The sequence below is a fragment of the Conexibacter woesei Iso977N genome, assembly GCF_000424625.1.
GTDB classification, from domain to species: Bacteria; Actinomycetota; Thermoleophilia; order Solirubrobacterales; family Solirubrobacteraceae; genus Baekduia; species Baekduia woesei_A.
In genome coordinates, this window is sequence record NZ_AUKG01000001.1 from 2,114,402 (window position 1) to 2,135,681 (window position 21,280).

Annotated in this window: 22 protein-coding genes, 1 tRNA gene and 1 pseudogene; 11 read left to right on the forward strand and 13 right to left on the reverse strand. The window is 73.0% G+C overall.

The annotated features are described in order from the left end of the window. Positions 1–20: 20 nt before the first annotated feature. Positions 21–1,595, reverse strand: a complete 1,575-nt coding sequence (locus H030_RS31010) for a 3-hydroxyacyl-CoA dehydrogenase NAD-binding domain-containing protein (RefSeq protein WP_051222279.1) — start codon at positions 1,593–1,595, stop codon at positions 21–23. 71 nt (positions 1,596–1,666) lie between these two features. On the opposite strand from H030_RS31010, the gene H030_RS0110415 reads away from it, so the two are divergent. Genes H030_RS0110415 through H030_RS0110425 form a run of 3 tightly spaced genes read left to right on the forward strand, consistent with a single transcriptional unit; the run spans position 1,667 to position 3,371 of the window. Then, positions 1,667–2,071 (forward strand): hypothetical protein, encoded by a 405-nt coding sequence (locus tag H030_RS0110415; protein ID WP_027006075.1) that lies wholly within the window; start codon positions 1,667–1,669, stop codon positions 2,069–2,071. Continuing rightward, entirely contained in the window at positions 2,068–2,535 is a 468-nt protein-coding gene (locus H030_RS0110420; RefSeq protein ID WP_027006076.1) for a hypothetical protein, read from the forward strand. The genes H030_RS0110415 and H030_RS0110420 overlap by 4 nt, the downstream gene beginning before the upstream one ends. Continuing rightward, entirely contained in the window at positions 2,532–3,371 is an 840-nt protein-coding gene (locus H030_RS0110425) for a sulfurtransferase (protein ID WP_027006077.1), read from the forward strand. The genes H030_RS0110420 and H030_RS0110425 overlap by 4 nt, the downstream gene beginning before the upstream one ends. 35 nt (positions 3,372–3,406) lie before the next feature. Here H030_RS0110425 and H030_RS0110430 read toward each other — a convergent pair whose 3' ends face one another. Genes H030_RS0110430 through H030_RS36845 form a run of 5 tightly spaced genes read right to left on the reverse strand, consistent with a single transcriptional unit; the run spans position 3,407 to position 7,263 of the window. Then, positions 3,407–4,366: a nucleoside hydrolase gene (locus tag H030_RS0110430; protein ID WP_027006078.1), complete on the reverse strand. Its 960-nt coding sequence runs from the start codon at positions 4,364–4,366 to the stop codon at positions 3,407–3,409. After that, on the reverse strand, positions 4,363–4,992 hold the full coding sequence (locus H030_RS31015; protein ID WP_051222282.1) for an NUDIX hydrolase: 630 nt from the start codon (positions 4,990–4,992) through the stop codon (positions 4,363–4,365). Before H030_RS31015 ends, H030_RS0110430 begins: the two co-directional genes overlap by 4 nt. Then, on the reverse strand, positions 4,964–5,368 hold the full coding sequence (locus tag H030_RS0110440; RefSeq protein WP_035126080.1) for an OsmC family protein: 405 nt from the start codon (positions 5,366–5,368) through the stop codon (positions 4,964–4,966). Before H030_RS0110440 ends, H030_RS31015 begins: the two co-directional genes overlap by 29 nt. A 24-nt stretch (positions 5,369–5,392) precedes the next feature. Beyond that, on the reverse strand, positions 5,393–6,670 hold the full coding sequence (locus H030_RS0110445) for a DUF1015 domain-containing protein (protein ID WP_027006080.1): 1,278 nt from the start codon (positions 6,668–6,670) through the stop codon (positions 5,393–5,395). A gap of 32 nt (positions 6,671–6,702) precedes the next feature. Beyond that, complete coding sequence (locus H030_RS36845; protein ID WP_051222285.1) at positions 6,703–7,263, reverse strand: CAP domain-containing protein; 561 nt, start codon at positions 7,261–7,263, stop codon at positions 6,703–6,705. A 255-nt stretch (positions 7,264–7,518) separates the two neighbouring features. Between H030_RS36845 and H030_RS0110455 the strand changes: the two genes are divergently transcribed. Further along, positions 7,519–7,592 (forward strand) — tRNA-Pro (locus H030_RS0110455). A gap of 299 nt (positions 7,593–7,891) precedes the next feature. On the opposite strand, the gene H030_RS31025 is transcribed toward H030_RS0110455, so the two are convergent. Next, a complete protein-coding gene (locus tag H030_RS31025; protein WP_051222287.1) occupies positions 7,892–8,911 on the reverse strand; it encodes an arylsulfotransferase family protein in 1,020 nt (339 codons plus the stop codon). A 173-nt stretch (positions 8,912–9,084) separates the two neighbouring features. On the opposite strand from H030_RS31025, the gene H030_RS31030 reads away from it, so the two are divergent. Next, positions 9,085–10,242, forward strand: coding sequence for a potassium channel family protein (locus tag H030_RS31030; protein WP_051222289.1), 1,158 nt, complete (start codon positions 9,085–9,087; stop codon positions 10,240–10,242). A gap of 23 nt (positions 10,243–10,265) precedes the next feature. Here the strand turns inward: H030_RS31030 and H030_RS40650 are convergent. Beyond that, a pseudogene (locus H030_RS40650) lies at positions 10,266–11,262 on the reverse strand (aldo/keto reductase family protein). Further along, positions 11,196–12,167 carry an alpha/beta hydrolase gene (locus H030_RS31035; protein ID WP_081690668.1) on the reverse strand — a complete coding sequence of 324 codons (972 nt, stop codon included), beginning with the start codon at positions 12,165–12,167 and terminating at the stop codon, positions 11,196–11,198. The pseudogene H030_RS40650 and the gene H030_RS31035 overlap by 67 nt, the downstream one beginning before the upstream one ends. Positions 12,168–12,285: 118 nt before the next feature. On the opposite strand from H030_RS31035, the gene H030_RS0110485 reads away from it, so the two are divergent. Continuing rightward, positions 12,286–12,702, forward strand: a complete 417-nt coding sequence (locus H030_RS0110485) for a winged helix-turn-helix transcriptional regulator (protein ID WP_035127254.1) — start codon at positions 12,286–12,288, stop codon at positions 12,700–12,702. Here the strand turns inward: H030_RS0110485 and H030_RS0110490 are convergent. Both H030_RS0110490 and H030_RS36850 read right to left on the reverse strand, forming a co-directional pair. Continuing rightward, positions 12,699–13,661: an SIS domain-containing protein gene (locus H030_RS0110490; RefSeq protein ID WP_027006083.1), complete on the reverse strand. Its 963-nt coding sequence runs from the start codon at positions 13,659–13,661 to the stop codon at positions 12,699–12,701. The two genes, H030_RS0110485 and H030_RS0110490, sit on opposite strands and share 4 nt — an antisense overlap. Beyond that, complete coding sequence (locus tag H030_RS36850; protein ID WP_051222291.1) at positions 13,658–14,863, reverse strand: hypothetical protein; 1,206 nt, start codon at positions 14,861–14,863, stop codon at positions 13,658–13,660. The genes H030_RS0110490 and H030_RS36850 overlap by 4 nt, the downstream gene beginning before the upstream one ends. 68 nt (positions 14,864–14,931) lie before the next feature. On the opposite strand from H030_RS36850, the gene H030_RS0110500 reads away from it, so the two are divergent. Genes H030_RS0110500 through H030_RS31050 form a run of 4 tightly spaced genes read left to right on the forward strand, consistent with a single transcriptional unit; the run spans position 14,932 to position 19,539 of the window. Next, positions 14,932–15,414 carry an Lrp/AsnC family transcriptional regulator gene (locus tag H030_RS0110500; protein ID WP_196809075.1) on the forward strand — a complete coding sequence of 161 codons (483 nt, stop codon included), beginning with the start codon at positions 14,932–14,934 and terminating at the stop codon, positions 15,412–15,414. A gap of 6 nt (positions 15,415–15,420) precedes the next feature. Beyond that, positions 15,421–16,695 carry a glycosyltransferase gene (locus H030_RS0110505; RefSeq protein ID WP_027006085.1) on the forward strand — a complete coding sequence of 425 codons (1,275 nt, stop codon included), beginning with the start codon at positions 15,421–15,423 and terminating at the stop codon, positions 16,693–16,695. Then, positions 16,688–18,097 (forward strand): aminobutyraldehyde dehydrogenase, encoded by a 1,410-nt coding sequence (locus H030_RS31045; protein WP_035126084.1) that lies wholly within the window; start codon positions 16,688–16,690, stop codon positions 18,095–18,097. The genes H030_RS0110505 and H030_RS31045 overlap by 8 nt, the downstream gene beginning before the upstream one ends. After that, positions 18,094–19,539: an NAD(P)/FAD-dependent oxidoreductase gene (locus H030_RS31050; protein ID WP_051222295.1), complete on the forward strand. Its 1,446-nt coding sequence runs from the start codon at positions 18,094–18,096 to the stop codon at positions 19,537–19,539. The genes H030_RS31045 and H030_RS31050 overlap by 4 nt, the downstream gene beginning before the upstream one ends. Here H030_RS31050 and H030_RS0110520 read toward each other — a convergent pair. Further along, on the reverse strand, positions 19,536–20,489 hold the full coding sequence (locus tag H030_RS0110520) for a hypothetical protein (RefSeq protein WP_027006086.1): 954 nt from the start codon (positions 20,487–20,489) through the stop codon (positions 19,536–19,538). The two genes, H030_RS31050 and H030_RS0110520, sit on opposite strands and share 4 nt — an antisense overlap. Before the next feature lie 44 nt (positions 20,490–20,533). On the opposite strand from H030_RS0110520, the gene H030_RS0110525 reads away from it, so the two are divergent. Further along, complete coding sequence (locus H030_RS0110525) at positions 20,534–20,923, forward strand: GtrA family protein (RefSeq protein ID WP_196809077.1); 390 nt, start codon at positions 20,534–20,536, stop codon at positions 20,921–20,923. On the opposite strand, the gene H030_RS0110530 is transcribed toward H030_RS0110525, so the two are convergent. Further along, positions 20,904–21,278, reverse strand: a complete 375-nt coding sequence (locus tag H030_RS0110530; protein WP_027006088.1) for a DUF1330 domain-containing protein — start codon at positions 21,276–21,278, stop codon at positions 20,904–20,906. The two genes, H030_RS0110525 and H030_RS0110530, sit on opposite strands and share 20 nt — an antisense overlap. Positions 21,279–21,280: the final 2 nt, after the last annotated feature.

Here is a 21,280-nt window from a genome sequence, read left to right on the forward strand (position 1 = left end):
CGACCCGGCGCGGCGTGAGATCACGGCGAGCCGTGATCCTCGTGGAAGTGCTCGTGGCCGTGGTCGTGGAACTCGGTGATGCGGCGCAGCAGCGGCGCGCAGCGGTAGCGCTCCTCGCCGTACTCCTCGCGCAGGCCGTCGAGGATCATCACGATGTGGTCGAGGCCGATCTCGTCGGCCCAGGCCAGCGGGCCGGTCGGGTAGTTCAACCCCAACTTCATCCCGGCATCGACGTCCTCGGCGCTCCCGATGCCCTCGCCGACCGCGAACGCGCACTCGTTGACGACCTGCGCGACGATCCGGCCGAGCACGAGCCCGGGCGCGTCGCCGACCCAGACCGACGGCAGCCCGAGGCCGCCGAAGAACATCTCGGCGCGCGCGGCGGCGACGTCGGCGGTGGCGGGCGTCCGGGTCAGCTCGACCAGCCCGATCGGCGACAGCGCGTGGAAGCCCGCGGCCGCGCCGCCCTGGTCCAGCGCCTGCAGCGCGCCCTCGGCGCACAGGATCACGCGCGGCGCGCCCTGCAGGACCGGCGCGTCGTCGTCGGGCGGCCCGCACTCGACGATCAGCCACGGCACCGCGCCGTCGGCCTCGTCCTCGACGGCGAAGCCGGCCTCGTCGGCCAGCGCGCGCAGCTCGTCGGCGACCGGCAGGAAGCCGGAGATGATCACGGGACCGTCGACGCCGGCGGGCGCGCCCGGCTCCGGCGCCTCCGGGTCGTCCGGGCGGTCGACCGCCACGCCGTCCTCGTCGTAGGCGTACCAGCCCTGCCCGGTCTTGCGGCCGAGGTGCCCGGCCGCGACCTTCTGCGCGCTCAGCGGCGACGGCCGCCAGCGCGGCTCGCCGAAGCTCAGCTCGTGGAACGACTTGGAGACCTCGAAGCCCACGTCGATCCCGACCAGGTCCTGGAGCTCGAACGGCCCCATCCGGAACCCGGCGGCGCGCACGATCGCGTCGACCGCCTCGACCGGCGCGAGGCGCTCCTGCAGCAGCCGCAGGGCCTCCAGCCCGAACGGCCGGTTGCAGCGGTTGACCAGGAAGCCCGGGCCGTCGGCGGCGTCGATGACGCGCCGGCCCATCGCCTCGCCCGCGGCGCGCGCGACGGCCAGCGCCTCGTCGCTGGACTCCAGGCCCGCGATCACCTCGACGAGCTGCATCAGCGGCGCGGGGTTGAAGAAGTGGAGGCCGACGACGCGCGTCGGGTCGGCCGCGGCGGGCGCGATCGACGTGATCGGGATCGACGACGTGTTGGACGCCAGCACCGCGCGCGGCGCGACCCGCGACAGCTCGCCGAAGATCTGGTGCTTGAGGTCCAGCCGCTCCGGCGCCGCCTCGATCACCAGCTCGCAGAGCGCGAAGGCCTCCAGGTCGTCGGCGACCTCCAGCCGCGCGCCGATCTCCCGCGCGTCTCCGCCCAGGCGGCCCTTGTCCACCAACTTGGCGATCCCGGCGCGTGCGCGCTCCACGCCGGCGTCGGCCGCCCCGTCGACCGGGTCGTACAACAACGTCCGTGCCCCGCTCTGGGCCGCGAGCTGTGCGATCCCCGAGCCCATCGTCCCCGCGCCGACGACGCCGATCACCTGCGGTGTGCTCATCCCACCAGCTTGCCGGATCGGGCGCCGCGCGGGCGCGCCGAGACAGGCCGGACGTCTAAACTCGCCCCTTCGTGGACCCCTTCGCCGTCATCATGCTCGGCATCGTCGGCGGCATGCTCGTCGGGCTCGTCCTCCTCGGCCTGTTCCATCCGCGGACCGGCGCCGACACGCTCGACTGGAGGCCCACGCGCTCCGCCGAGCTGGAGATCCAGAACGAGATCGACGACCTCGACCAGATGCTCGAGGCGGCCAACGCGCGCCGCCGCGCGCGCGGTGCGCCCGAGCTGACCGAGGAGGGGGTGCGCGCCAGCGTCGGCGCCGACCTCGCCGACACCATCAAGCGTCGCGAGGACCACCTCGCAGAACTGGAGGTCGTCCAGATGCTGGACGCCAAGAACGCGCGCCGCCGGGCCAGGGGCCTGCCGGAGATCACGATCGACGAGTACCGCAGGTCGATCCTCGGAGACGACGCGTGAGAGCGCTGCTCGTCGGGGGCGGGCGCCCCGGGCTGGAGCTGACACGGCGGCTGACCGCCGACGGCCACGCCGTCCGGTTCGTGACGCGCCACGAGGCGTTCGTGCCGGAGATCCAGGAGGCGGGCGGCGAGGCCTACATCGGGGACCCGGACCGGATCGGCTCCCTGCGCTACGGCTTGGACAACGTGACCGTGTTGTTGTGGTTGATGGGCCGGGCGCCGGCCGGGGACCTGCACGGCTCGCGGCTGACGATGATGATGGAGCGCACGATCGACACGACCGTGCGCGGGATGGTCTACGAGGGGACAGCGGAGGGCGCCGCGATCGTTGACCGCATGGCGACCTACAACGAGATCCCGTACGCGATCCTGGATACCCCGCGAGAGGACCAGGACGCGTGGGTCTCCGCCGTCCTGGAGGACATCGACGGGGTCCTGGCGGCCCAGAGAGGAGCGAGCGCGTGAGCGACTACGCGAAGGACGTGCTGGTCGAGACGAGCTGGGTCGAGGAGCATCTCGACGACTCGTCGATCCGCATCGTCGAGGTCGACGAGAACCCCGCGCTGTACGCCGACGCCCACATCCCGGGCGCGATCGGCTTCGACTGGAGGAAGGACCTCCAGGACCAGGTCAAGCGCGACTTCCTCGGCCCGGACGCGTTCGGCGACCTGTTCGGCAGGCACGGGATCTCCAACGACCACACGGTCGTCCTCTACGGCGACCGCAACAACTGGTTCGCGGCCTACACCTACTGGTACTTGAAGTACTACGGCCACGACAGGGTGCTGCTCGTCAACGGCCCGCGCGAGAAGTGGGTCTCCGAGGGCCGCCCGACGACCGCCGACGTCCCGTCCCACGAGCCGACGACGTTCCGCGCGCAGGCCGGCGACGACGCGATCCGCGCCAAGCGCGACGAGGTGCTCGCCGCGCTGGACGACGACCGCAAGCTCGTCGACGTCCGCTCGCCGCAGGAGTTCTCGGGCGAGCTGATCGCGATGGCCGGCTACGAGCAGGAGGGCGCCCAGCGCGGCGGCCACATCCCGGGCGCGGCGTCGATCCCGTGGGCGCAGGCGGTCAAGGAGGACGGCACCTTCAAGTCCGCCGCCGACCTCAAGGAGCTCTACGGCGGCAAGGGCGTGCTCGACGGCCCGTCGATCATCGCCTACTGCCGCATCGGCGAGCGCTCGGCGCACACGTGGTTCGTGCTGCACGAGCTGCTCGGCCGCGACGACGTCAAGAACTACGACGGCTCGTGGACCGAGTGGGGGAACTTGGTCGACGTCCCGATTGAAAAGGGGTAGTCGCCCAGAGGGCGACTCCCTCAGCGAAGAATCGCCTAGGGGCGATTTTCGCGGGCTTTGCCCAGCCGGCCGATCGCCTCGGTGACGAGCGCCCAGAACCCCGCGTGGTCGAGCTCCAGGGCCACGCGGGCGTTGGCCGGGCGGCCGGTGTAGCCGTGGTGGTCGACGACCGTCGCCCCGCGGGTCCAGGTGCCGGTCAGCTCGATCTGGACGTTGGCGTCCACGACGCCGACAACTTGCGGATCGATGATGCGCGCCACCGCGACCGGGTCGTGGACCGGCGCGGCCGGGAAGCCCCAGAGCCTGTTGTAGCGGTCGGCGAAGAAGCCGAGGAGGGCGACGACGAGGCGCGCCAGCGGGGTCCCGAGTGCTTCGATCTCGCTTAGGACTTCCGCTGTGGCGAGCGCCTGGTGGGTGACGTCCAGCGGGCACATCGTCACGTCCAGGCCGGAGGTGAAGACGATGTCGGCGGCCTCGGGGTCGGCCCAGATGTTGAACTCGGCCAGCGGCTGGCGGTTGCCGCCCCGGACCGCGCCGCCCATCAACACGATGTCCTTGATCTTCGGCTGAAGCTCCGGGTGGCGGCGCAGCAGCAGCGCGACGTTGGTCAGCGGGCCGGTCGGGACCAAGCTGATGGGGTCGGCGGAGTTGTTGAGGATGTCGGCCATCAGGTCGACGGCGTGGCGCGGGTCGAGCGGCACGTCGGGCTCGCCGAGGTCGGCGCCGTCCATCGCGCTCTCGCCGTGGACGTCCTGCGCGATCTGGCGCGGCTGCACGAGCGGGACCGCGCAGCCGGCGGCGACCGGGACGTCCCGGATCCCCGCGTGCGTGCACGTCAGCAGCGCGTTGCGCGTGACCGCGTCGAGCCCGCCGTTGCCCGAGACCGTCGTGATCGCCCGCAGGTCGATCGCGGGGGAGCCGGCGGCGAGCAGGATCGCCACCATGTCGTCGTGGCCCGGGTCGCAGTCGAGGATGATCGGCGCAGGGGCGGTCATGTTGTAGCGGTTGCCTCGGCCGCCGCGCGGTCCATGCGCTCGAAGAGGTCGGCGAGCATCCGGGCGGTCGCGCCCCAGACGAGGTGGTCGCCGACGACGTAGGTGTCGGTCCGGAACGGCACGCCGCGGCGCAGCATGCGGCGGCGGTCATGGCCCGCGCGGAGGTCGTCGAGGCGCAGCTCCAGGACCTCGGCGACCTCGGCCTCGGCGGGGCGCCAGGTGGTCCCGGGCTCGATCAGCCCGACGAAGGGGTAGACGGCGAAGTTCGTGGCGATCGTCGGCGTCGGCTGCAGCGCGCCGATCACCTCGACGCCGTCCGGGTCCAGGCCGATCTCCTCCTGGGCCTCGCGCAGCGCGGTCGCGCAGAGGTCGGCGTCGTCGTCCTCCTCGCGGCCGCCCGGGAACGAGATCTCGCCGGCGTGGCGGCGCAGGTCCTCCCGGCGGCGGGTCAGGACGACCCGCGGCGCGCCGTCGGCGCCGAGGAACAGCGGGACCAGCACGGCCGCGTCGGTGCGGCCGTGGACGTCGAGCGCGGCCGCCTCGACGGGATCGAGGAGGACGCCGTCGAGCAGCGCCCGCAGCTCCGCGCGCCCCGGGCTAGCGGGCGAGGGAGACGCGCTCGACACGCTCGTCGAACATGACCTCGCCCTCGAGCGTCCGGTGGACCGGGCACTTGGCGGCGATCACGCGCAGGCGCTCGACCATCTCGTCGGACATCGAGTCCGGGAAGCGCATGACGAGGTTGAAGCGCGTGGGACAGCCGCGCTCGGCGGGCGTGTAATCGCAGGCGACCTCGACGTCACCGACGTCCCAGCCCTTGCGCTTGGCGTACATCTCCATCGTGATGGCGGTGCACGCGGCGAGCGATGCGGCGAGCATCTCCTGCGGGCTGGGGCCGGTGTCCTCGCCGCCCTTGTCCGCAGGCTCGTCGATCGTGAGGTTGAAGTCGCGGATCCGGATGGCCTGGCGCAGGTTGCCGGCGCGGGTGGCGGTGGCCTTCATGGGCATCGATGATGGCAAATGGGTCTAGGCGAGCGGGTTGAACACGAGGCCCGTGGGGACCTTGGGGTAGAAGAACGTGGACTTGGGCGGCATGTTGACGCCCGCGGCCGCGATCTCCTGGACCTGGCGGACAGGGCTTCCCCGCAGGAAGAAGGCGCAGTCGTACTCCTTGGACTCGACGAGCTGGAGCGCCTCCTCGTCGGTGCGGGAGTAGCCGAGGCCGTTGAGGTGGGCGACGTCGTCCTCGGTCATGCCGAGCACGCCCTGGAAGATGAGCGACTCGAGGACCGCGGTGTCGAGGTGGCGGTAGGGCTCGGGCTGGTCCTGCAGCGCGGCGTCCGCCTCGCCCTGGTCCTTGAGCACGAGGCGGTAGGCCTGCTGGTGGAAGGAGTCGATGTAGCCCATGGTCAGCGGGGTCGACGCGGTCGGGTCGTCCGGCGGGCGCAGCTCGGACTTGTCGATCTCGGTGACCTCGAAGTGCTCGCGCAGGTAGCGGCCGAGCTTCTGCTGGACCTCGGCGTCGCTGAGGTTGTTGAGGAGCCGGTGGGTCGGGAAGATCGTCAGGCCCGGGTCCTGGAGCGCGACGAGGCACATCAGGACGTAGCGGTGCTCGCCCTCGCCGCCGATCTCCTCGGCGTAGACGCGCGCGGTCTCGTAGCGGTGGTGGCCGTCGGCGATCAGCAGCTCGGTGTCGCCGAGGGCCATCTTGACGCGGCCGATCGCGGCGCCGTCGGAGATCCGCCAGAGGCGGTTGAGCGTGCCGTCGGCGTCGGTCGCCTCGCCCCACGGGTCGGTGCCGGCGATCTGATCCTGGAGCGCGCGCCAGGCCTTCTGCTCGGGGTCGTCGTAGAGGCTGAAGATCGGCGACATGTTGGTCTTGGTCGCGCGCGTGAGGCGCAGCCGGTCTTCCTTGGGCCCGGGATGCGTGCGCTCGTGCGGGCGGATCTTGCCGGGGCCGTATTCCTCTACACGCACGCGCGCGAAGAAGCCGCGGCGCGTGAGGGCGCGGCCGTCGGGGCCGGTGTAGTCCTGCTGGAGGGCCCAGAGGGCGGGGGTGTCGTCGCGGACGACGGCGCCCTGGCGCTTCCAGAGGTCGAGGAGGCGGGCCGCCTCCTCGTAGGCGTCGCCGCCGAGCGGGGCCTCCGGGAGGTCGACCGTGACGACGTTGTGCTGCGAGCGCGCCGCGAGGGCGGCGCGCTGCTGCGGGTCGATGACGTCGTACGGCGGGGCGATCACCGACTGCAGCGAGCCGACGACGCCGAGGTCGTAGTGGAGGGCGCGGAAGGCTTGGACGTCGGCCATGGGTCGACACACGGTACCCGCGCGCGGTGCGGCTACGCGCGGCGGCCGAACTCGTTGACGTAGGTGGCGCCGGAGACGCCGGTCGGGGCGCCGAGGGCGATGCCGATCCCGATCTCCTTGAAGTGGGCGTCGAGGATGTTGCGGCGGTGCGGCGCGGAGTGCATCCAGGCGTTGACGATCTGGGCCGGCGTCGAGGCCGTGTTCGCGCCCCAGGCGAGGTTCTCGCCCAGCGACCAAGCACGGGTGTGGTGCAGGTAGGCGGTGCGGCCGATGCGCTGGGCCATCGTCGAGCCCGAGGGGGAGACGTGGTCGAAGAAGTGCTTGTGGACCATCAGCCGCGCGTAGTTCGTCGCGGCGTGGGAGAGGCTGCGCTGGGCGCGCAGGCGGCGCAGGCCGTGGAGCGTGCGCTGGCGGTTGAGCAGGCACAGCGTGGCGAGGCGGACCTTCGTGGCCGAGGTGGCGCTCGGCGTGAGGTTGGCGCCGGCGCAGGCGCGGTGCTTCGCAGCGGCGGCGTTGACGTTGGCGTTGGCGGCAGGCGCGGCGATCGCGAGGGTGGCGGCGAACGCGGGCAGCAGGAATCGGAGTCGGCGCATGGAGTCGGCTCAGGCAGGTTCGGAGGAGGGAGGACGAACGGCAGAGGCGGCGCGGCAGAAGCGGGAACAACGCTGCGGCCTCCCTCCTGTTCTCGGCCGCAGCCCGGAGCCCCTGATCCCTCGGCCGGGGGATTCTGGACGCCTGTTCTACTCAGGGTCGGGGCGCTGACCTATCTTCGCGTCCATCTTCCCCCGCCCAGGGGAGGTCCCGTGCTACCCCAGCCCCCTCCACCTCCCGGGTACACTCCCCGCCTTCGGGACGTGGCGCAGCCTGGTAGCGCACCTGCTTTGGGAGCAGGGGGCCGCGGGTTCAAATCCCGCCGTCCCGATCGACGGCGCCGCCGGCCTCCTCGGCGTGGGGCCGAGGAGGTTGGGCGGGCGTGGTGGCGGTTGATCAGCGGCGCTTGCCGTGGTGCACGGAGGCGTCGTGGCCGTGCCAGCCGCCGTCGTTCCAGGGCAGCAGGTAGGCCCGGTAGCTGTTGACGCCGTCGGGGAAGCGGGCGTTGTAGAGGAGGTCGCCGGAGGTGTCGTACTCGGAGAAGTAGGGCAGGGAGCCCCAGCCGATGACGGTGTTGTTGTCGGCGGTCAGCTGGGAGTTGCCTTGGGAGGGGGCGATCTGGGCTTCGGGTTAATTGAAGGAGCTGATGAGGGTCGCGGTGCGGGAGTGGGGGTCCACCTTCACCGTGACTGAGCGGCTGGTGGGGAACTCGGACGCTGCGTCGGTGCCGGTGTTCGCGATCCCTGCCGACTCGTTGTCGAACAACGTGTAGGTGTTGTTCCCGTGGGCCTCGGCGTCGTGCTGCCAGGCGAAGATGGTCCCGGCGGTGTTGAGCTTCTGGCCGGGTGTGGCCTGGAGCTTGAAGTCGCTGGCCTTGCCGCCGAGCTGCCACAACACGCGCCCGCTGCGGTGGTCGACCTTGTAGAAGGTCCAGGTGTTCCGGGCGTCGAGCAGCAGGTTGCCGTCGGTGTCCAGCTTGACGGCGTTGATGTGGAACCAGTCCCACGGCTGGCTCGCCGACGCCGGCAGCGGCTGCTCGCTCTGCCCATAGGGCACGTGGTCGGCGCTGTTCCACTCGAACAGGACCTTGCCCGACCTGATGTCGATCTCCTGCACGACGCCGTTGATGACCGCCTGGTTGGCCGGCCCGCCGATCGACGTGAGGTCGGCGGTGGACTGCGTGTAGGCGAGGATCAGCGCGGTGCCGCGTGGAGTGATCAGGAACTCGTGGCCGTCGGCGCTGTAGCCGTGGCCCGCGTCGACCGTCGCGATCTGGCGGTACTGCGCGTCGTAGATGTAGTTGGTGCCCTTGGCCAGGCCGCCGAGGCCGGTGCCCTGCCACCACGTCAGGACCGGCCGGCCGCCGAGCGTCTGGGTCCGGAAGTCGGCCGCCTCCTGGCCCGCGGGCACGGGGTGGAACCACTGCACGTTGCCGTCCTGGTCGAGGATCTCCGGCCCGTTGGCGTACCTGTCGGTCGCCCCGAACGGCGAGACGAAGAAGCTGCCGTGGCCGACCCTGCCGTGCGTCAGGACCGTGACCGGCGGCGGGGCGGTGGGCGTGTCGGCGGTGGCGAGCGACGCGCCGGCGCCGAGGGCGGCGACCACGACGGTCGCGGCGGCGGCGACACGCCGCCAGCGTGCGATGAGCATGTGCGAGAGATCCCCTTCGTGTGGTGATGTGCGTGTCGATGGGGACAATAGTGACTTCCCTATCAACTTTATAGGAAATGTCCGATGACGGAACGGCGGATGTTCCACAACGGCGTTCGGCGCCGCTGAGGATCCTCCAGTGGCGCGGGCGCGCGTCGCCTAGGTTGCCGCGCATGGCCCACGTGGACGTGCTGGTGGTCGGCGTGGGCGACCTCGCCAAGGAGGTCGAGCGCGAGGTCCGCGCCCGCGGCGCGCGGGTGGCGCGGCTGCCGGCGCCGACCGACCGCGAGCTGACGGCCGGCGTCCAGGCCGGACCGGGGGCCGTCGTGGTCATCAGCCACGACGACATCGTGGCGCTGCGCTACGCGCTGGTCGCCGAGCACGCGCGGCCGGGCGTGGCGCTGCTGGTGACGGTCTTCGACGCGACGGTCGCCGCGCAGATCTTCAAGGTGGTGCCCAACTGCCACGTCGTCTCGCTGGCCGACGTCGCCGCGCCGGTGCTGGCGGCCGACTGCCTGGGCGCCGCGCGGCGGCACCCGCCGGGGCCGGCGCGGCGCGCGCTGGCGGGGCTCGGCTCGGCGCTGCTGCCGTTCGGCGCGTCGGCGCGCCTGCTCGTCTACGGCGTCCTAGGGTTGTTGGTGCTGTTGGTGATCGAGGCCGCGGTCGCGGTGCTCGCGCTCGGCGAGCCTCCGGTCCGGGCGTTGTACGAGGCGACCAAGGCGGTGGCGACCGTCGGCCCGGACCGCGCGGCCGACGACGGGCCAGCGTGGTTCCAGGCGCTGTCGACCGCGTTCATGTTGATGGGGATGGGGCTGGTCGCCGCCGCGACCGCGGGGCTGGTCAACCGGCTGCTCGGGCGGCGCCTGACGGCCATCGCGGGGCGGCGCAGCCTGCCGCGCCGCGACCATGTCATCGTGGTCGGTCTGGGCCAGGTCGGGCTGCGGCTGTGCCTGATCCTGCGTCAGCGCGGCGTGCGCGCGGTCGCGATCGAGCAGGCGCGCGACGCGGGGAACATCCACCTCGCCAAGCGGCTCGGGATCCCGGTCGTCGTGGGCGACGGCACGGAGCGCGGGTTGTTGATGCGGTTGGGCGTCCGGCGCGCGATCGCGCTGGCCAGCGTGACCTCCAACGACCACGTCAACATCGCGGTCAGCGTCGCGGCGCTGGCGGCCCAGGACGACCTGCGGGTCGTGCTGCGCTCGGGCGACGACGACGCGGTGACCGAGACGCGGGCGCTGTTCCCGATCGGCGTCGTGCGCGACGTCAACCGGCTGGCGGCGCGGCGGTTCGCCGACCTCGCGCTCGGCGTGGGCGAGCGGCGCCCGAGCTGAGCTCGCGGGCGATCGCGGCGTCCTCAGCGGTGCTTGACGCCCGGCTGGAAGCCCGGGGCGGGCGTCGGCTCGGTGATCGCGACGCGGGCCAGCGCGTTGTCCATGGCGTCGATCGTCGCTTGGTCGAGGTCGATGTCGGAGGCCTTGACGTTGTCGAAGACCTGCTCGGGCCGCGACGCGCCGATGATCGCCGAGGCGACCTCGGGACGGCGCAGGACCCACGCGAGCGCGATCTGCGCGGGCGTGATCCCGAGGCCGTCGGCGATCGGCAGCAGCTCCTGGACGGCGGCCAGCGCGCGGTCGTCGAGGCGGTTCTTGATGAACGTGGACGGACATCGAGTCGCTCGCCGCGCGCGAGTCGGCCGGCGGCGCCTCGCCCGGCTTGTACTTGCCGGTCAGCACGCCCTCGGCCAGCGGCGACCACACGACCTGCGAGATGCCGTTCTCCTCGCACAACGGGAAGACCTCGCGCTCCGGTCCGCGCCACAGCGCGCTGTACTGCGGCTGCGAGGACACGAACTTGACCGCGCCCTCGACGTCGAGGCCGGCCTGGATCTGCTCCGGGTCCCACTCCGAGAAGCCGATCGCCCGCGCCTTACCGGAGCGCACGACCTCGCTGAGCGCCTCCATCGTCTCCTCGATCGCGACGCTCGGGTCCGGGCGGTGGCACTGGTACAGGTCGACGTAGTCGGTCTGCAGGCGTTCCAGCGACGCGTCGATCTGCTTGGCGATCTGGTCGGCGCTGAGCCCGCGGTCGCTGTCGGACATCGGGAAGTACACCTTGGTCGCCAAGATGTAGGAGTCGCGCGCGTAGTCCTTCAGGATCTCACCCCACGCGGTCTCCGACGCGCCGGTCCCGTAGATGTTGGCCGTGTCGAAGAACGTGATCCCGGCCTCGAACGCGGCCTTGGTGCACGCCTCGGTGGCGTCGCGTTCGACGCCGCCCGAGTACGTCAGCCAAGAGCCGAGGGAGATGGTGCTGACCTGGATGTCGGAGTCGCCGAGGTTGCGGAAGCGCATCCTTCCGGCCTACCCAGGCAGCGCTCCAGGAACCCCAGCTCGCCCGCGACCGCGGCCTCGTGCGCGCTGTCGAACGGCGCGTAGTGGTCGCCCGCCAGCTCCAGCAGCTCGCCGCGCGGCGCGGCCGCGGCGGCCCTGCGCGCCGGGTCGACGAGCACGCTCGTGTCCCGGTCGCAGACGACGACGAGCAGCGGGCAGGCGATCCGGCGCGCCGCGCGGCCGGGCCGGTAGAGGCCCAGGCGCAGCGCCGACGCGGCCGCGATCGTCTGCTCCCACGTGGCCGCGAAGCGCCCGTCCGGATCCAGCGCCGCGCCGCCCCGCGCGCCGTCGGGCGTCGTCAGCGACGCGACCGACCCGCGCGGCCCCGCCAGCGGGATCAGCGCGGCCGGGCGGCGCAGCAGGTGGCGGTTGATGATGTCCTTGGTCGCGCGCGCGTGCAGGCGCAGCAGCGCGCCGGGCGTCATGTACTTGAAGGCGTTGGGCGCGATCGCGGGACCGTCGGCCAGCGGCGTCTGGGCGATCGCGGCGGCCAGCCGCGTGTCGTTCGCCGCCACGTTGAGCACGTGGCCGCCGGCCAGCGAGAAGCCCCAGAGCGCCACGCGCTCGGGGTCGACCTCGGGCAGCAGCGTGCGCGCCGCGCCGATCGCCGCGTGCAGGTCGGCGACCTGGGCGGAGGTCCGGACCACCTGGCGCGGCCTGCCGCCGCTCTCGCCGAAGCCGCGGAAGTCGATCGCCAGGACGCTGAAGCCGGCGGCCTGGAAGCGCGGCGCGAAGCGGTCGGCCGCGACCTCCTTGGTGACGCCGGTGCCGCCGGCCATGACGACGCAGGCGCCGTTGGTCCCGGGGTAGTGGAGGGCGGCGCAGGTGGTGTCGCCGCTGGGGAAACGGAGGGGGATGGGGGTCATCGGCGTATGGTTGCGCAGGAAAACCAGTTGCTCTCACGATCCACCGGAGGAGGCGAACCAGTTGCCCAAGGGGAACCACACGCCGACGGCGCCGCCGCGCGACGCGGTCGAGCTGGCGATGGACGTCCTCAGCGACCGCTGGACGTTCCTGATCCTGCGCGAGGGCTTCTTCGGCGTCCGGCGTTACGGCCAGCTCCAGCGCAACCTCGGCATCGCGCGCAACGTGCTCGCCGACCGGCTGCGCAAGCTCGTCGAGGACGGGATGTTCGAGAAGGTGCGCTACCGCACCGACCCGGACTGGTACGAGTACCGGCTGACCGAGCGCGCGCTCGACCTCTATCCGGTGATCGTCGGGCTGATGCGCTGGGCCGACAAGCACCTGGCGGGCGAGGTCGGGCGGGGCGACGCGATCGCGCTGGAGCTCGTGCACCGGACGTGCGGCGCGTCGGCCGACCCGTACCTGGCCTGTCGCGCGTGCGGGGAGGAGCTGCACGCGCGCGACGTGGACGCGCGCGTGGTGCCGGCGGCGCGCTAGGGCATCTGGTCCGCGTCGAGGCGGCGGCGCCACCAGGTCGCGGCGGCCAGCTCGGCGACGGTGACGTCGACCAGCGAGGCGACGAGGTCGTCGTCGGCGTTGTTGTAGGGGATGTGCTGGAGGGCGGCGAGCCCGGGCGCGGGGCGGCCGATCGTGATGACGCGGGAGGCGCGCTGGGTGAGCCAGTCGATCGCCTCGGCGTCGTAGCGCGAGCCGGAGAACAGGAGCGCCGTGTAGTTGGGGTACTTGTTGAGGTAGACGTCGACGTGGGACCAGTCGCCGGTCTCGGTCGCGGCGGCGGGGACGCGCGGGCCCTCGCGGAGCATCAGCGCGGACTGCAGCGCGGAGGAGATCCGGGCGGCGGGAGCGATCGTGTAGGTCGTGCGGGCCGGGTCGAGGTTGGCGAGCAGTGGGTCGAGCCAGTCGCCGCGCGCGTCGAGCAGCGCCTGCTGGGCGGGCGCCGCGGGGCGGAGGCGGTCGGCGTCGATCCCGGCGGCGAGCAGCAGGACGGCGAGCGTCGCCTGGTAGGTCTTGCACGCGACGCCGCCGGTCTCGTCGCCCGCGTGCAGCGGGACCAGGAGGTCCGCGTGGGCGGCGAGCCTGCCGCCGTCGGGCGCGTTGGTGATCGCGACCGTGCGGCTGGTGCCGTGGTGGGCGGCGAGGGCGTTGACGGTCTCCTCGGAGTTGCCGGTCGCGCTGATGCCGATCGCCAGGACGTCGGGGCCGGGGCGTGTCGGGACGTCGGTCGACGCGTACTCGACGACCGCCGCGACGCCGGCGGCGCGCAGGTGCGCGGCCGCGGTCAGGGCCGCGAAGCGGCTGGAGCCCATGCCGAGCAGGACGACCAGGCGCGCCCTGGCGATCTCGGCGCGCAGCTCGGTCACGTCGGCGGTGGAGAGGACGCGGTCGAGCGTCGCGGGCTCGTCGAGGACGTCGGCGAGGAAGCCGTCGGGGTTCATGGAGGCGTTCCCGGTTGTTGGAGGAGTCGCTGCAGGCCCGCCTGCGGCGCGTAGGCCCACTCGGGCAGGACGGTGTGCGCGTAGACGAGCTCGCGCAGCTCGGAGACCAGCTCCAGCGCGGCGAGCAGTGCGGGGTCGGCGGGGGTGCCCGTTGCGTTGTTGTAGGCGTCGAGCGCGGCCTGGGAGGCGGCGGCGATGAAGGCGTCGGGCGCCGCGGCGTCGGCGCGGCGCGCGGCGGCGGTCCCGATGTGGTCGATCGACCGCAGCAGTGCCGCGAGGTCGCGCAGCGGCGTGTCGGCCCGACGCCGCGCGGCGAGCGGCAGCGTCGGATCGCCCTCGAGGTCGACGATCAGCGTCCGCTCCGGCGTGCGCAGGAACTGCGCGAAGTGCAAGTCGCCGTGGATCCGCGTCAGCCGCGGCGCGGTGGTCGCGGCGAGGGCGGCGATGCGGGCGCGCAGCTCCGGTGCCGCGGCGGCGGCCAGCGGCTCCAGCGCGGCGGCGCGCGTCAGGACGCCGAGCGCGTTGGCGTGCCAGCGCGCGGGGGCGCCCGCGTCGGGGGAGAAGCCGAGGCGCGAGGCGAGCGCGCTGTGCAGCCTGCCGGCGGCGGTGCCGGCCAAGGCGTAGGGGTCGGTGTCGAAGCGCCCGGAGCGCAGGCCCGCGGCGGCCGCCTCGATCGGCTCCTCCCAGCCGGAGACGGCGCCGGGCACGAACTCCTGCAGCAGCGCGATCGCGGTGTCGGTGCCGCCCGGCCGGATCCAGTGCAGCGAGCCGCCGAAGGCGGGGACGGGAGCGGTGGTCCCGGCCAGCGCCCCGTTGAGCTCGACCTCGGGGTGCACGCCGGGCGCGAGCCTGCGGTAGGCCTTCACCAACAACCTGCTGCCGACCGTGACCAGCGTGTTGCTCTGGTCGGTGGATGGGATCGCCTCCGCGTCGCCGTCGAGCAACCCCTTCAACATGGGGGAGGCGCGCAGCTCGATCCGCCCGTCCGGGCCGTTCAGCGGCGCTCTGCGCAGCAGCTCGGCCCAGCGCAGGTCGTCGCCGAGGACGAGGTACTGCTCCGGCGGCGCGTCGTCCTCGTAGCCGACCCGCACGACCGCCAGCACGCCCCAGTCGGCGACCGTGCGCACGCCGGCGATCCGGCGGTGCTTGCCGGCGAACCACCGCGCTGCGCGGAGCGCTTCTACGTCGATCGGGCTTGACATGAGTTAGCTGATTCCGGTACTTCTGGCGTCGAGAACCTTAGATCACGCAACGAGAGCGCGCCAGTCCTGTGGAATCCGTGAAACTCGACGACGTCGACAAGGGCATCATCGGTGCCCTGCAGGCCGACGGCCGCCGACCCTACAGCCGCATCGCGGCCGACCTCGACGTGTCGGAGTCCGTCGTCCGCTACCGCGCCCAGAAGCTGGAGCAGGCGGGCGTCCTGCAGGTCGTCGGCATCGCCGACCCGCTCCGGATCGGCTTCGACCGCATGGCCTTGATCGGCCTCAAGGTCCGGCCGGGCAGCGTCGGCGACGTGTGCGCCGCGGTCACCGCGTTCCCGGAGACGTCCTACGTCGTCGCGATCGCCGGCTCGTTCGACGTGCTCGTCGAGGTCGTCTGCCGCGACACCGCGCACTTCACCGAGCTGCTCACGCAGCGCCTGCACCAGGTCGACGGGGTCGTCTCCGCCGAGTCGTTCCTGGTGCTCGAGATCCACAAGATGGCGTACGGCTGGGGTGTCGGCCACGTCGAGACCACCATCAACGACTGAAGGCCCATGAGCAAGACCATCATCTTCTTCCCCGAGGGCGCCTACGGCCCGACCAACAACTGCGTCGGGATCGGCGACGTGCTGCGCAAGCGCGGCCACCGCGTCGTGTTCGTCGTCGAGGAGTCGTTCGCCGGGACCCTGGAGGCCAAGGGCTTCGAGGAGCGGCTGATGCGCCTCGGCCCGCCGCCGGAGGTCGAGGAGGAGCCCGGCCAGTTCTGGAAGGACTTCATCCGCGAGACCGCGCCGGTCTTCCGCAGGCCGACGTTCGACCAGCTGCGCGAGTTCATCGCCCCGACCTTCGAGGCGCTGCTGGACGGCGCGCGCTACGTCGACGAGCGGCTGGCGGAGATCATCGCCGAGGTCCAGCCCGACGTCATCGTGGAGGACAACGTCCTGACGTTCCCGGCGATCCTCGCGTCCGGCAGGCCGTGGGTGCGCGTCGTCTCTTGCAACCCGGCCGAGATCAAGGACCCCAACATCGCGCCCGTGTTCTCCGGCTACCCGGAGGACGACCGCTCGCAGTGGGACGCCTACCGGGCCGAGTACGCGGCGGCGCACGGCGAGCTGCACGCGTCGTTCTCGGCGTTCTGCGTGGAGCGCGGCGCGCCCGCGCTGCCGGACGGCGAGCTCGTGCACGAGTCGGACTGGCTCAACCTGTACCTCTACCCCGACGCGGTGGACTACCCGCGCGAGCGGCCGCTGGGCCCGACCTGGCACAACCTCCAGACGAGCGTGCGCGCGACCGACGACGCGTGGGCGGTGCCGTCCGAGCTGGAGGGGAAGCCGGGCAAGTTGGTGTACCTGTCGCTGGGGTCGCTGGGCAGCGGCGACGTCGAGCTGTTCCAGGGGTTGATCGACTCGATGGCCGACTCCGGCCACCGCGTGATCGTCTCCAAGGGCCCGCAGCACGAGCAGGTCCGGTTGCACGACAACATGGTCGGCGCCGAGTTCCTGCCGCAGACGTCGGTGCTGCCGCACGTCGACCTCGTGATCACCCACGGCGGCAACAACACGGTCACCGAGTCCTTGTACTTCGGCAAGCCGATGGTGTTGCTCCCGCTGTTCTGGGACCAGTACGACAACGCGCAGCGCATCCACGAGACCGGCTTCGGGCGGCGGCTGGACACGTACGGCCACACGCCGGAGCAGCTGCGCGCCGCGGTCGACGAGCTGCTCGCCGACGACGCGCTGGCCGCGCGGCTGGCGTCGGTGTCGCAGGAGTTGCAGGCGGCGCCCGGCACGGTCCGGGCGGCGGACCTGATCGAGCAGCTCGTTGCCTGAGCCGCGCGTCCTGGTGAACCCCGCGACCGGCGCCGAGGTGGCGCGGGTCGCGGACTCGAGCGTGGAGGACGTGGACGCGGCGGTGGCCGCGGCGCGGGCCGCGTTGCCGGGGTGGCGCGGCGCGACGCCGGGCGAGCGCGCCGCCGTGCTGCTGCGCTGGGCTGACCTGATCGATGAGCATGCCGATGAGCTCAGCGAGCTGGAGGTCGCCGAGACCGGCAGGCCGTGGGCGACGATGCGCGACGGCGAGCTGCCGTTCGCGACCGACAACATCCGCTTCTTCGCGGGCGCGGCGCGGTCGCTGGCCGGGACCGGCGCGGGGCGCCTGTCGCAGGGCTACACGTCGGTGCTGGCGCGGCGTGCGGTCGGGGTCGTGGGCGCGATCGCGCCCTGGAACTTCCCGCTGGTGATGGCGGTCTGGAAGCTCGCGCCTGCGCTGGCGGCGGGCTGCACGGTGGTCATCAGGCCCGCACCGGGGACGCCGCGCTCGACGGCGCGCGCGGTCGAGCTGCTGCTCGAGGCGGGCCTGCCGGAGGGCGCGGCGTCGGCCGTCTTCGGCGACGCCGAGGTCGGCGAGGCGCTGACGCAGCACCCGGACGTGGCGATGATCTCGCTGACCGGCTCGACCGAGACCGGGCGGCGGATCCTCGCGGGGACCGCGACACACGGCGTCAAGCGGCTGCACCTGGAGCTGGGCGGCAAGGCGCCGGTCGTCGTCTTCGGCGACGCCGACGTGGCCGCCGCGGCGGCGGGCGCGACGATGGGCGCGACCTACAACTCGGGTCAGGACTGCACGGCGGCGACGCGCGTCTACGCCGAGCGCGCGGTGTACGACGATGTCGTCGAGGCGCTGCGGGAGTCGCTCCGGGCCGTGCGCGTGGGTGACCCGCGGGATCCGGAGACGCACATCGGGCCGCTGATCTCGCGCGCTCACCGCGACCGGGTCCACGGGTTCGTCGAGCGGACGAGCGGGCGCGTCGTGACCGGCGGCGTCGTGCCGGACGGGCCGGGCTGGTACTACCCGCCGACCCTTGTCGATGGCCTTGGTCAGCACGACGAGCTGGTGCAGGACGAGGTCTTCGGTCCCGTGCTCGCGGTCCTGCCGTTCGAGGGCGAGGACGAGGCCATCATGTTGGCCAACGACGTGCGCTACGGGCTGGCGGCGTCGCTGTGGACGCGCGACGTCGCGCGGGCGCTGCGCGTCGGGCCGGAGCTGGAGTTCGGCGCGGTCTGGGTCAACGACCACCTGCCGCTGGCCAGCGAGGCGCCGCACGGCGGCTTCAAGCAGTCCGGGTTCGGCAAGGACCTGTCCGAGGAGGCGTTGTTGGAGTACTCGGTCGTCCAGCACCTGATGGTCAAGCACGCCCAGCCGGTCGTGCACGACGGGTTCCGCCCGGCATGAGCACGGCATTCGCGGCGGCGACGGCGCCGGACGTGTGGTGGCTGCAGGAGGCGATGGCGGCGGAGGACCCGGCGGTGGGCGCGCCGCGCGCGCTGAGCTCGGGTGCGCGGGTGCGCGCGGACGTGTGCGTCGTCGGCGGCGGGTTCGCGGGGCTGTGGGCGGCGTATGAAGTGGTGCAACAACGCCCGGACGCGCGGGTCGTCGTCGTGGAGGCCGAGCGCTGCGGGTACGGCGCGAGCGGGCGCAACGGCGGGTGGGTGACGTCGTGGCACGACGAGCTCGACGAGCTGGCCCATCACTTCGGGGACGAGCACGCGGCGTGGCTGGCGGAGCGGTCGTCGTGGGCGATCGCGCGGATCGGCGAGGTCTGCGAGGCCGAGGGGATCGACTGCGGGTTTCGCCAGAGCGGCGGGCTGTGGTGCGCGACCGCGCCGGCGCAGATGGGCGCGTGGGAGCCGCAGGTGGTGGCGGGCGCGCGGCTGGGGCGGCCGGGCTTCGTGGAGCCGCTCGGGGCCGAGGAACTGCGGGCGAGGACGGGGTCGCCGGTGGTGATCGGCGGCGCGCGGCTGACCGATGCCGCGGCGGTCCAGCCGGCGCTGCTGGCGCGGGGGCTGCGGCGCGCGTTGATCGCGCGTGGGGTCGAGGTGTATGAGAACACCAAGATGGTGTCGTTGGACCGGGCGGATGGTGTGGTCCGGTGCGCGGGCGGTGGCGTCGTGGAGGCGGATGCGGTGGTGCTCGCGCTGGGCGCGTGGGCATCCGGGGTCCGGGAGCTGCGGCGGGCGGTGGTCCCGGTCGGCTCGCACATCGTGGCCACCGAGCCGATCCCGGAGCGGATCGCGGAGCTGGGGTGGACCGGCGGCGAGCTGCTGGGCGACACGCGGCTGTTGGTGCACTACGCGCAGGTGACGCGCGACGGGCGGATCGTCTTCGGCCGCGGCGGCGGCGCGATCGGGCCGGGCGGGCGGGTGCTGCGCAGGCACTTCGTCGATCCGGCGACGGTGGGCGTGGTGGCGGACGGGTTCCGGCGCTGGTTCCCGTCGCTGGACGACGTGTCGCTGACGCATGCGTGGGGCGGGGCGGTGGACCGGGCGCCGGGGCACCTGCCGTTCGCGGGGTCGCTGGGGTCACGGGTGCACTACGTGACGGGGTTCAGCGGCAACGGCGTGGGGCCGAGCGCGCTGCTGGGGCGGATCGTCGGCCGGATGGCGCTGGGCGTCGAGGACGAGTACACGACGTGCGGGCTCGTCGGCGGGCCGCCGGCCTACCTGCCGCCGGAGCCGTTCCGGGTGGTTGGTGGTCTCGTGGTCCGGGACGCGGTGCGGCGGGCCGAGGGCGCGGAGGAGCTGGGCGGGCGCGCGGGTGCCGTCAGCGGCGCGCTGCGCAACATGGTGTGGTTCACGATGCCGCGGGCGCTGGAGCCGCGGCTGCGCGGCCGCTAGCTCTTGCCGCGGCGGCCGAGGAGGCCGCGGACCGAGTCGACGAGGCCGCCCTGGCGGCGGATCGACGCGTGCGGTGCCTCGGGCGGCGGCGCGTTGTCGGAGTCGTGCTCCTTGAGCGCGGCCTCGACGCGCTGCAGCTCGCGCTCGTCCTCGACGGGCGTCGGGTCGTCGTCGCCGCCGTCGCTGGGCTCGGGCGTGATGGCGTCGACGAGGTCGTAGTGCTGGGTCGTCAGCCACGCGGTGCCGTCCGCCGCGGCGGCGTGGCGGGCGCGCTCCGGGCGGTACGTGAACCAGGCGGGCTGGACGCGGGCGGGGCAGAGGTGGGCGACGAGCGCGTCGCCCTGCGGCGCGGTGTGGACGAGGCCGGCGGTCCAGGCGAGGACGTCGCCGGGGTTCAAGGTGATGGTGTTGGTCTCGCCGCCGCCGCCGAGCGCTGCGCGGAGCTCGTCCCGGTGGTGCGCGAGGGCCGCGTCGCCGTCGCGCTCCGGGTTGAACGCGGCGTAGCGGCCGGAGAACGGCGTCGTCGCGATGTCCTGCGAGCCGGGGAAGACGTCGATGGTCGTCTCTTCGAGTGCGACCACGATCGTCACCAGCGTGTCCGGCTCGGCGCCGAGCGCGGTGTAGGTGGCGTCGCGGTACGGGGCGTCGTCCGGGCTCCCGGCGGCGGTGCCGGCCGCGTCGAAGAGCAGCGGCTTGTCGCCGTAGGCGCGCGTGAGCAGCTCGACGAGCGCGGGGGCGAGCAGGAGCGTCCGGGCGGGCTCGACGATCGCGTAGGGGTCGACGGCGCCGCCGTCCGGGGCGGCGGTCGCCAGCTCGGCGTGGGGCACGCCGGCGCGGCGGGCGAGGAGGCCGTCGCGGGCGTCCTGGAGCGCCTCCGGGTAGGCGGCCAGCGCCTCATGCGGAGCCGCTTCCGGGAGCAGGACGTAGCCGTCGGGTGCGAACGCGTCCATGGGGAGGACAACCTAGCGGGGCGGGAACCGGTACACCTTGCGCCGTGGACGGACGACAGGTGCGCGAGCTGGTGCGCTTCGGGCTGGTGGGCGGGTTCAACGCCGGGACGTACTTCGGGGGCTACACGCTGCTCGTGGTGCTCGGCGTGCCGTACCTGCTGGCGGCGCTGGCGGCGTTCTTCGTGAGCGCGTCGATCGGCTACTGGCTGCACGAGCACTGGACGTTCAGGGGCCGCGCGCCGTCGTTGCGCGGGTGGCTGTCCTGGCTGGCGGCGCAGGGCGGGGCGACGGGGCTCAACCTGGTGTTGTTGGCCGTGCTGGTCGACGGGTTCGGACTGGGCTCGATCGTGGCGCAGGCCGTGCTGCTGCCGGTGACGCCGGTCGTCACCTACGTGATCGGGCGGCGCTGGGTGTTCAGCCGCGCCGAGGCGTAGTCGGCTGCAGGACCGCGGCGTCGAGGGCCTCGGTCCGGATGTGGGTGATCTGCTGGTAGTCGGGGTCGGCGACCATCGCGGAGAACGCCTGGCGGTTGGGGTAGCGGACGAGCAGGACGGCGTCCCAGGTGGTGTCCGTGTCCGGGTTGACGAGCGGGGTGGCGGCGTCGCCCAGGTACACGACCTCGCCGCCGACCCTGTTGAGGTGGGGGATGATCGCGCTCGCGTATTCGGCGTAGCGCTCGGCGCCGCTGTCGGGCTTGAAGCGCAGCAGGTTGAGCATGACGACCGGCTGGCCGTCGTCCTCCTGGAGGAAGCGCTTGAGGTCCTGGCCGGTCGGGTCGACGCTGCTCACGC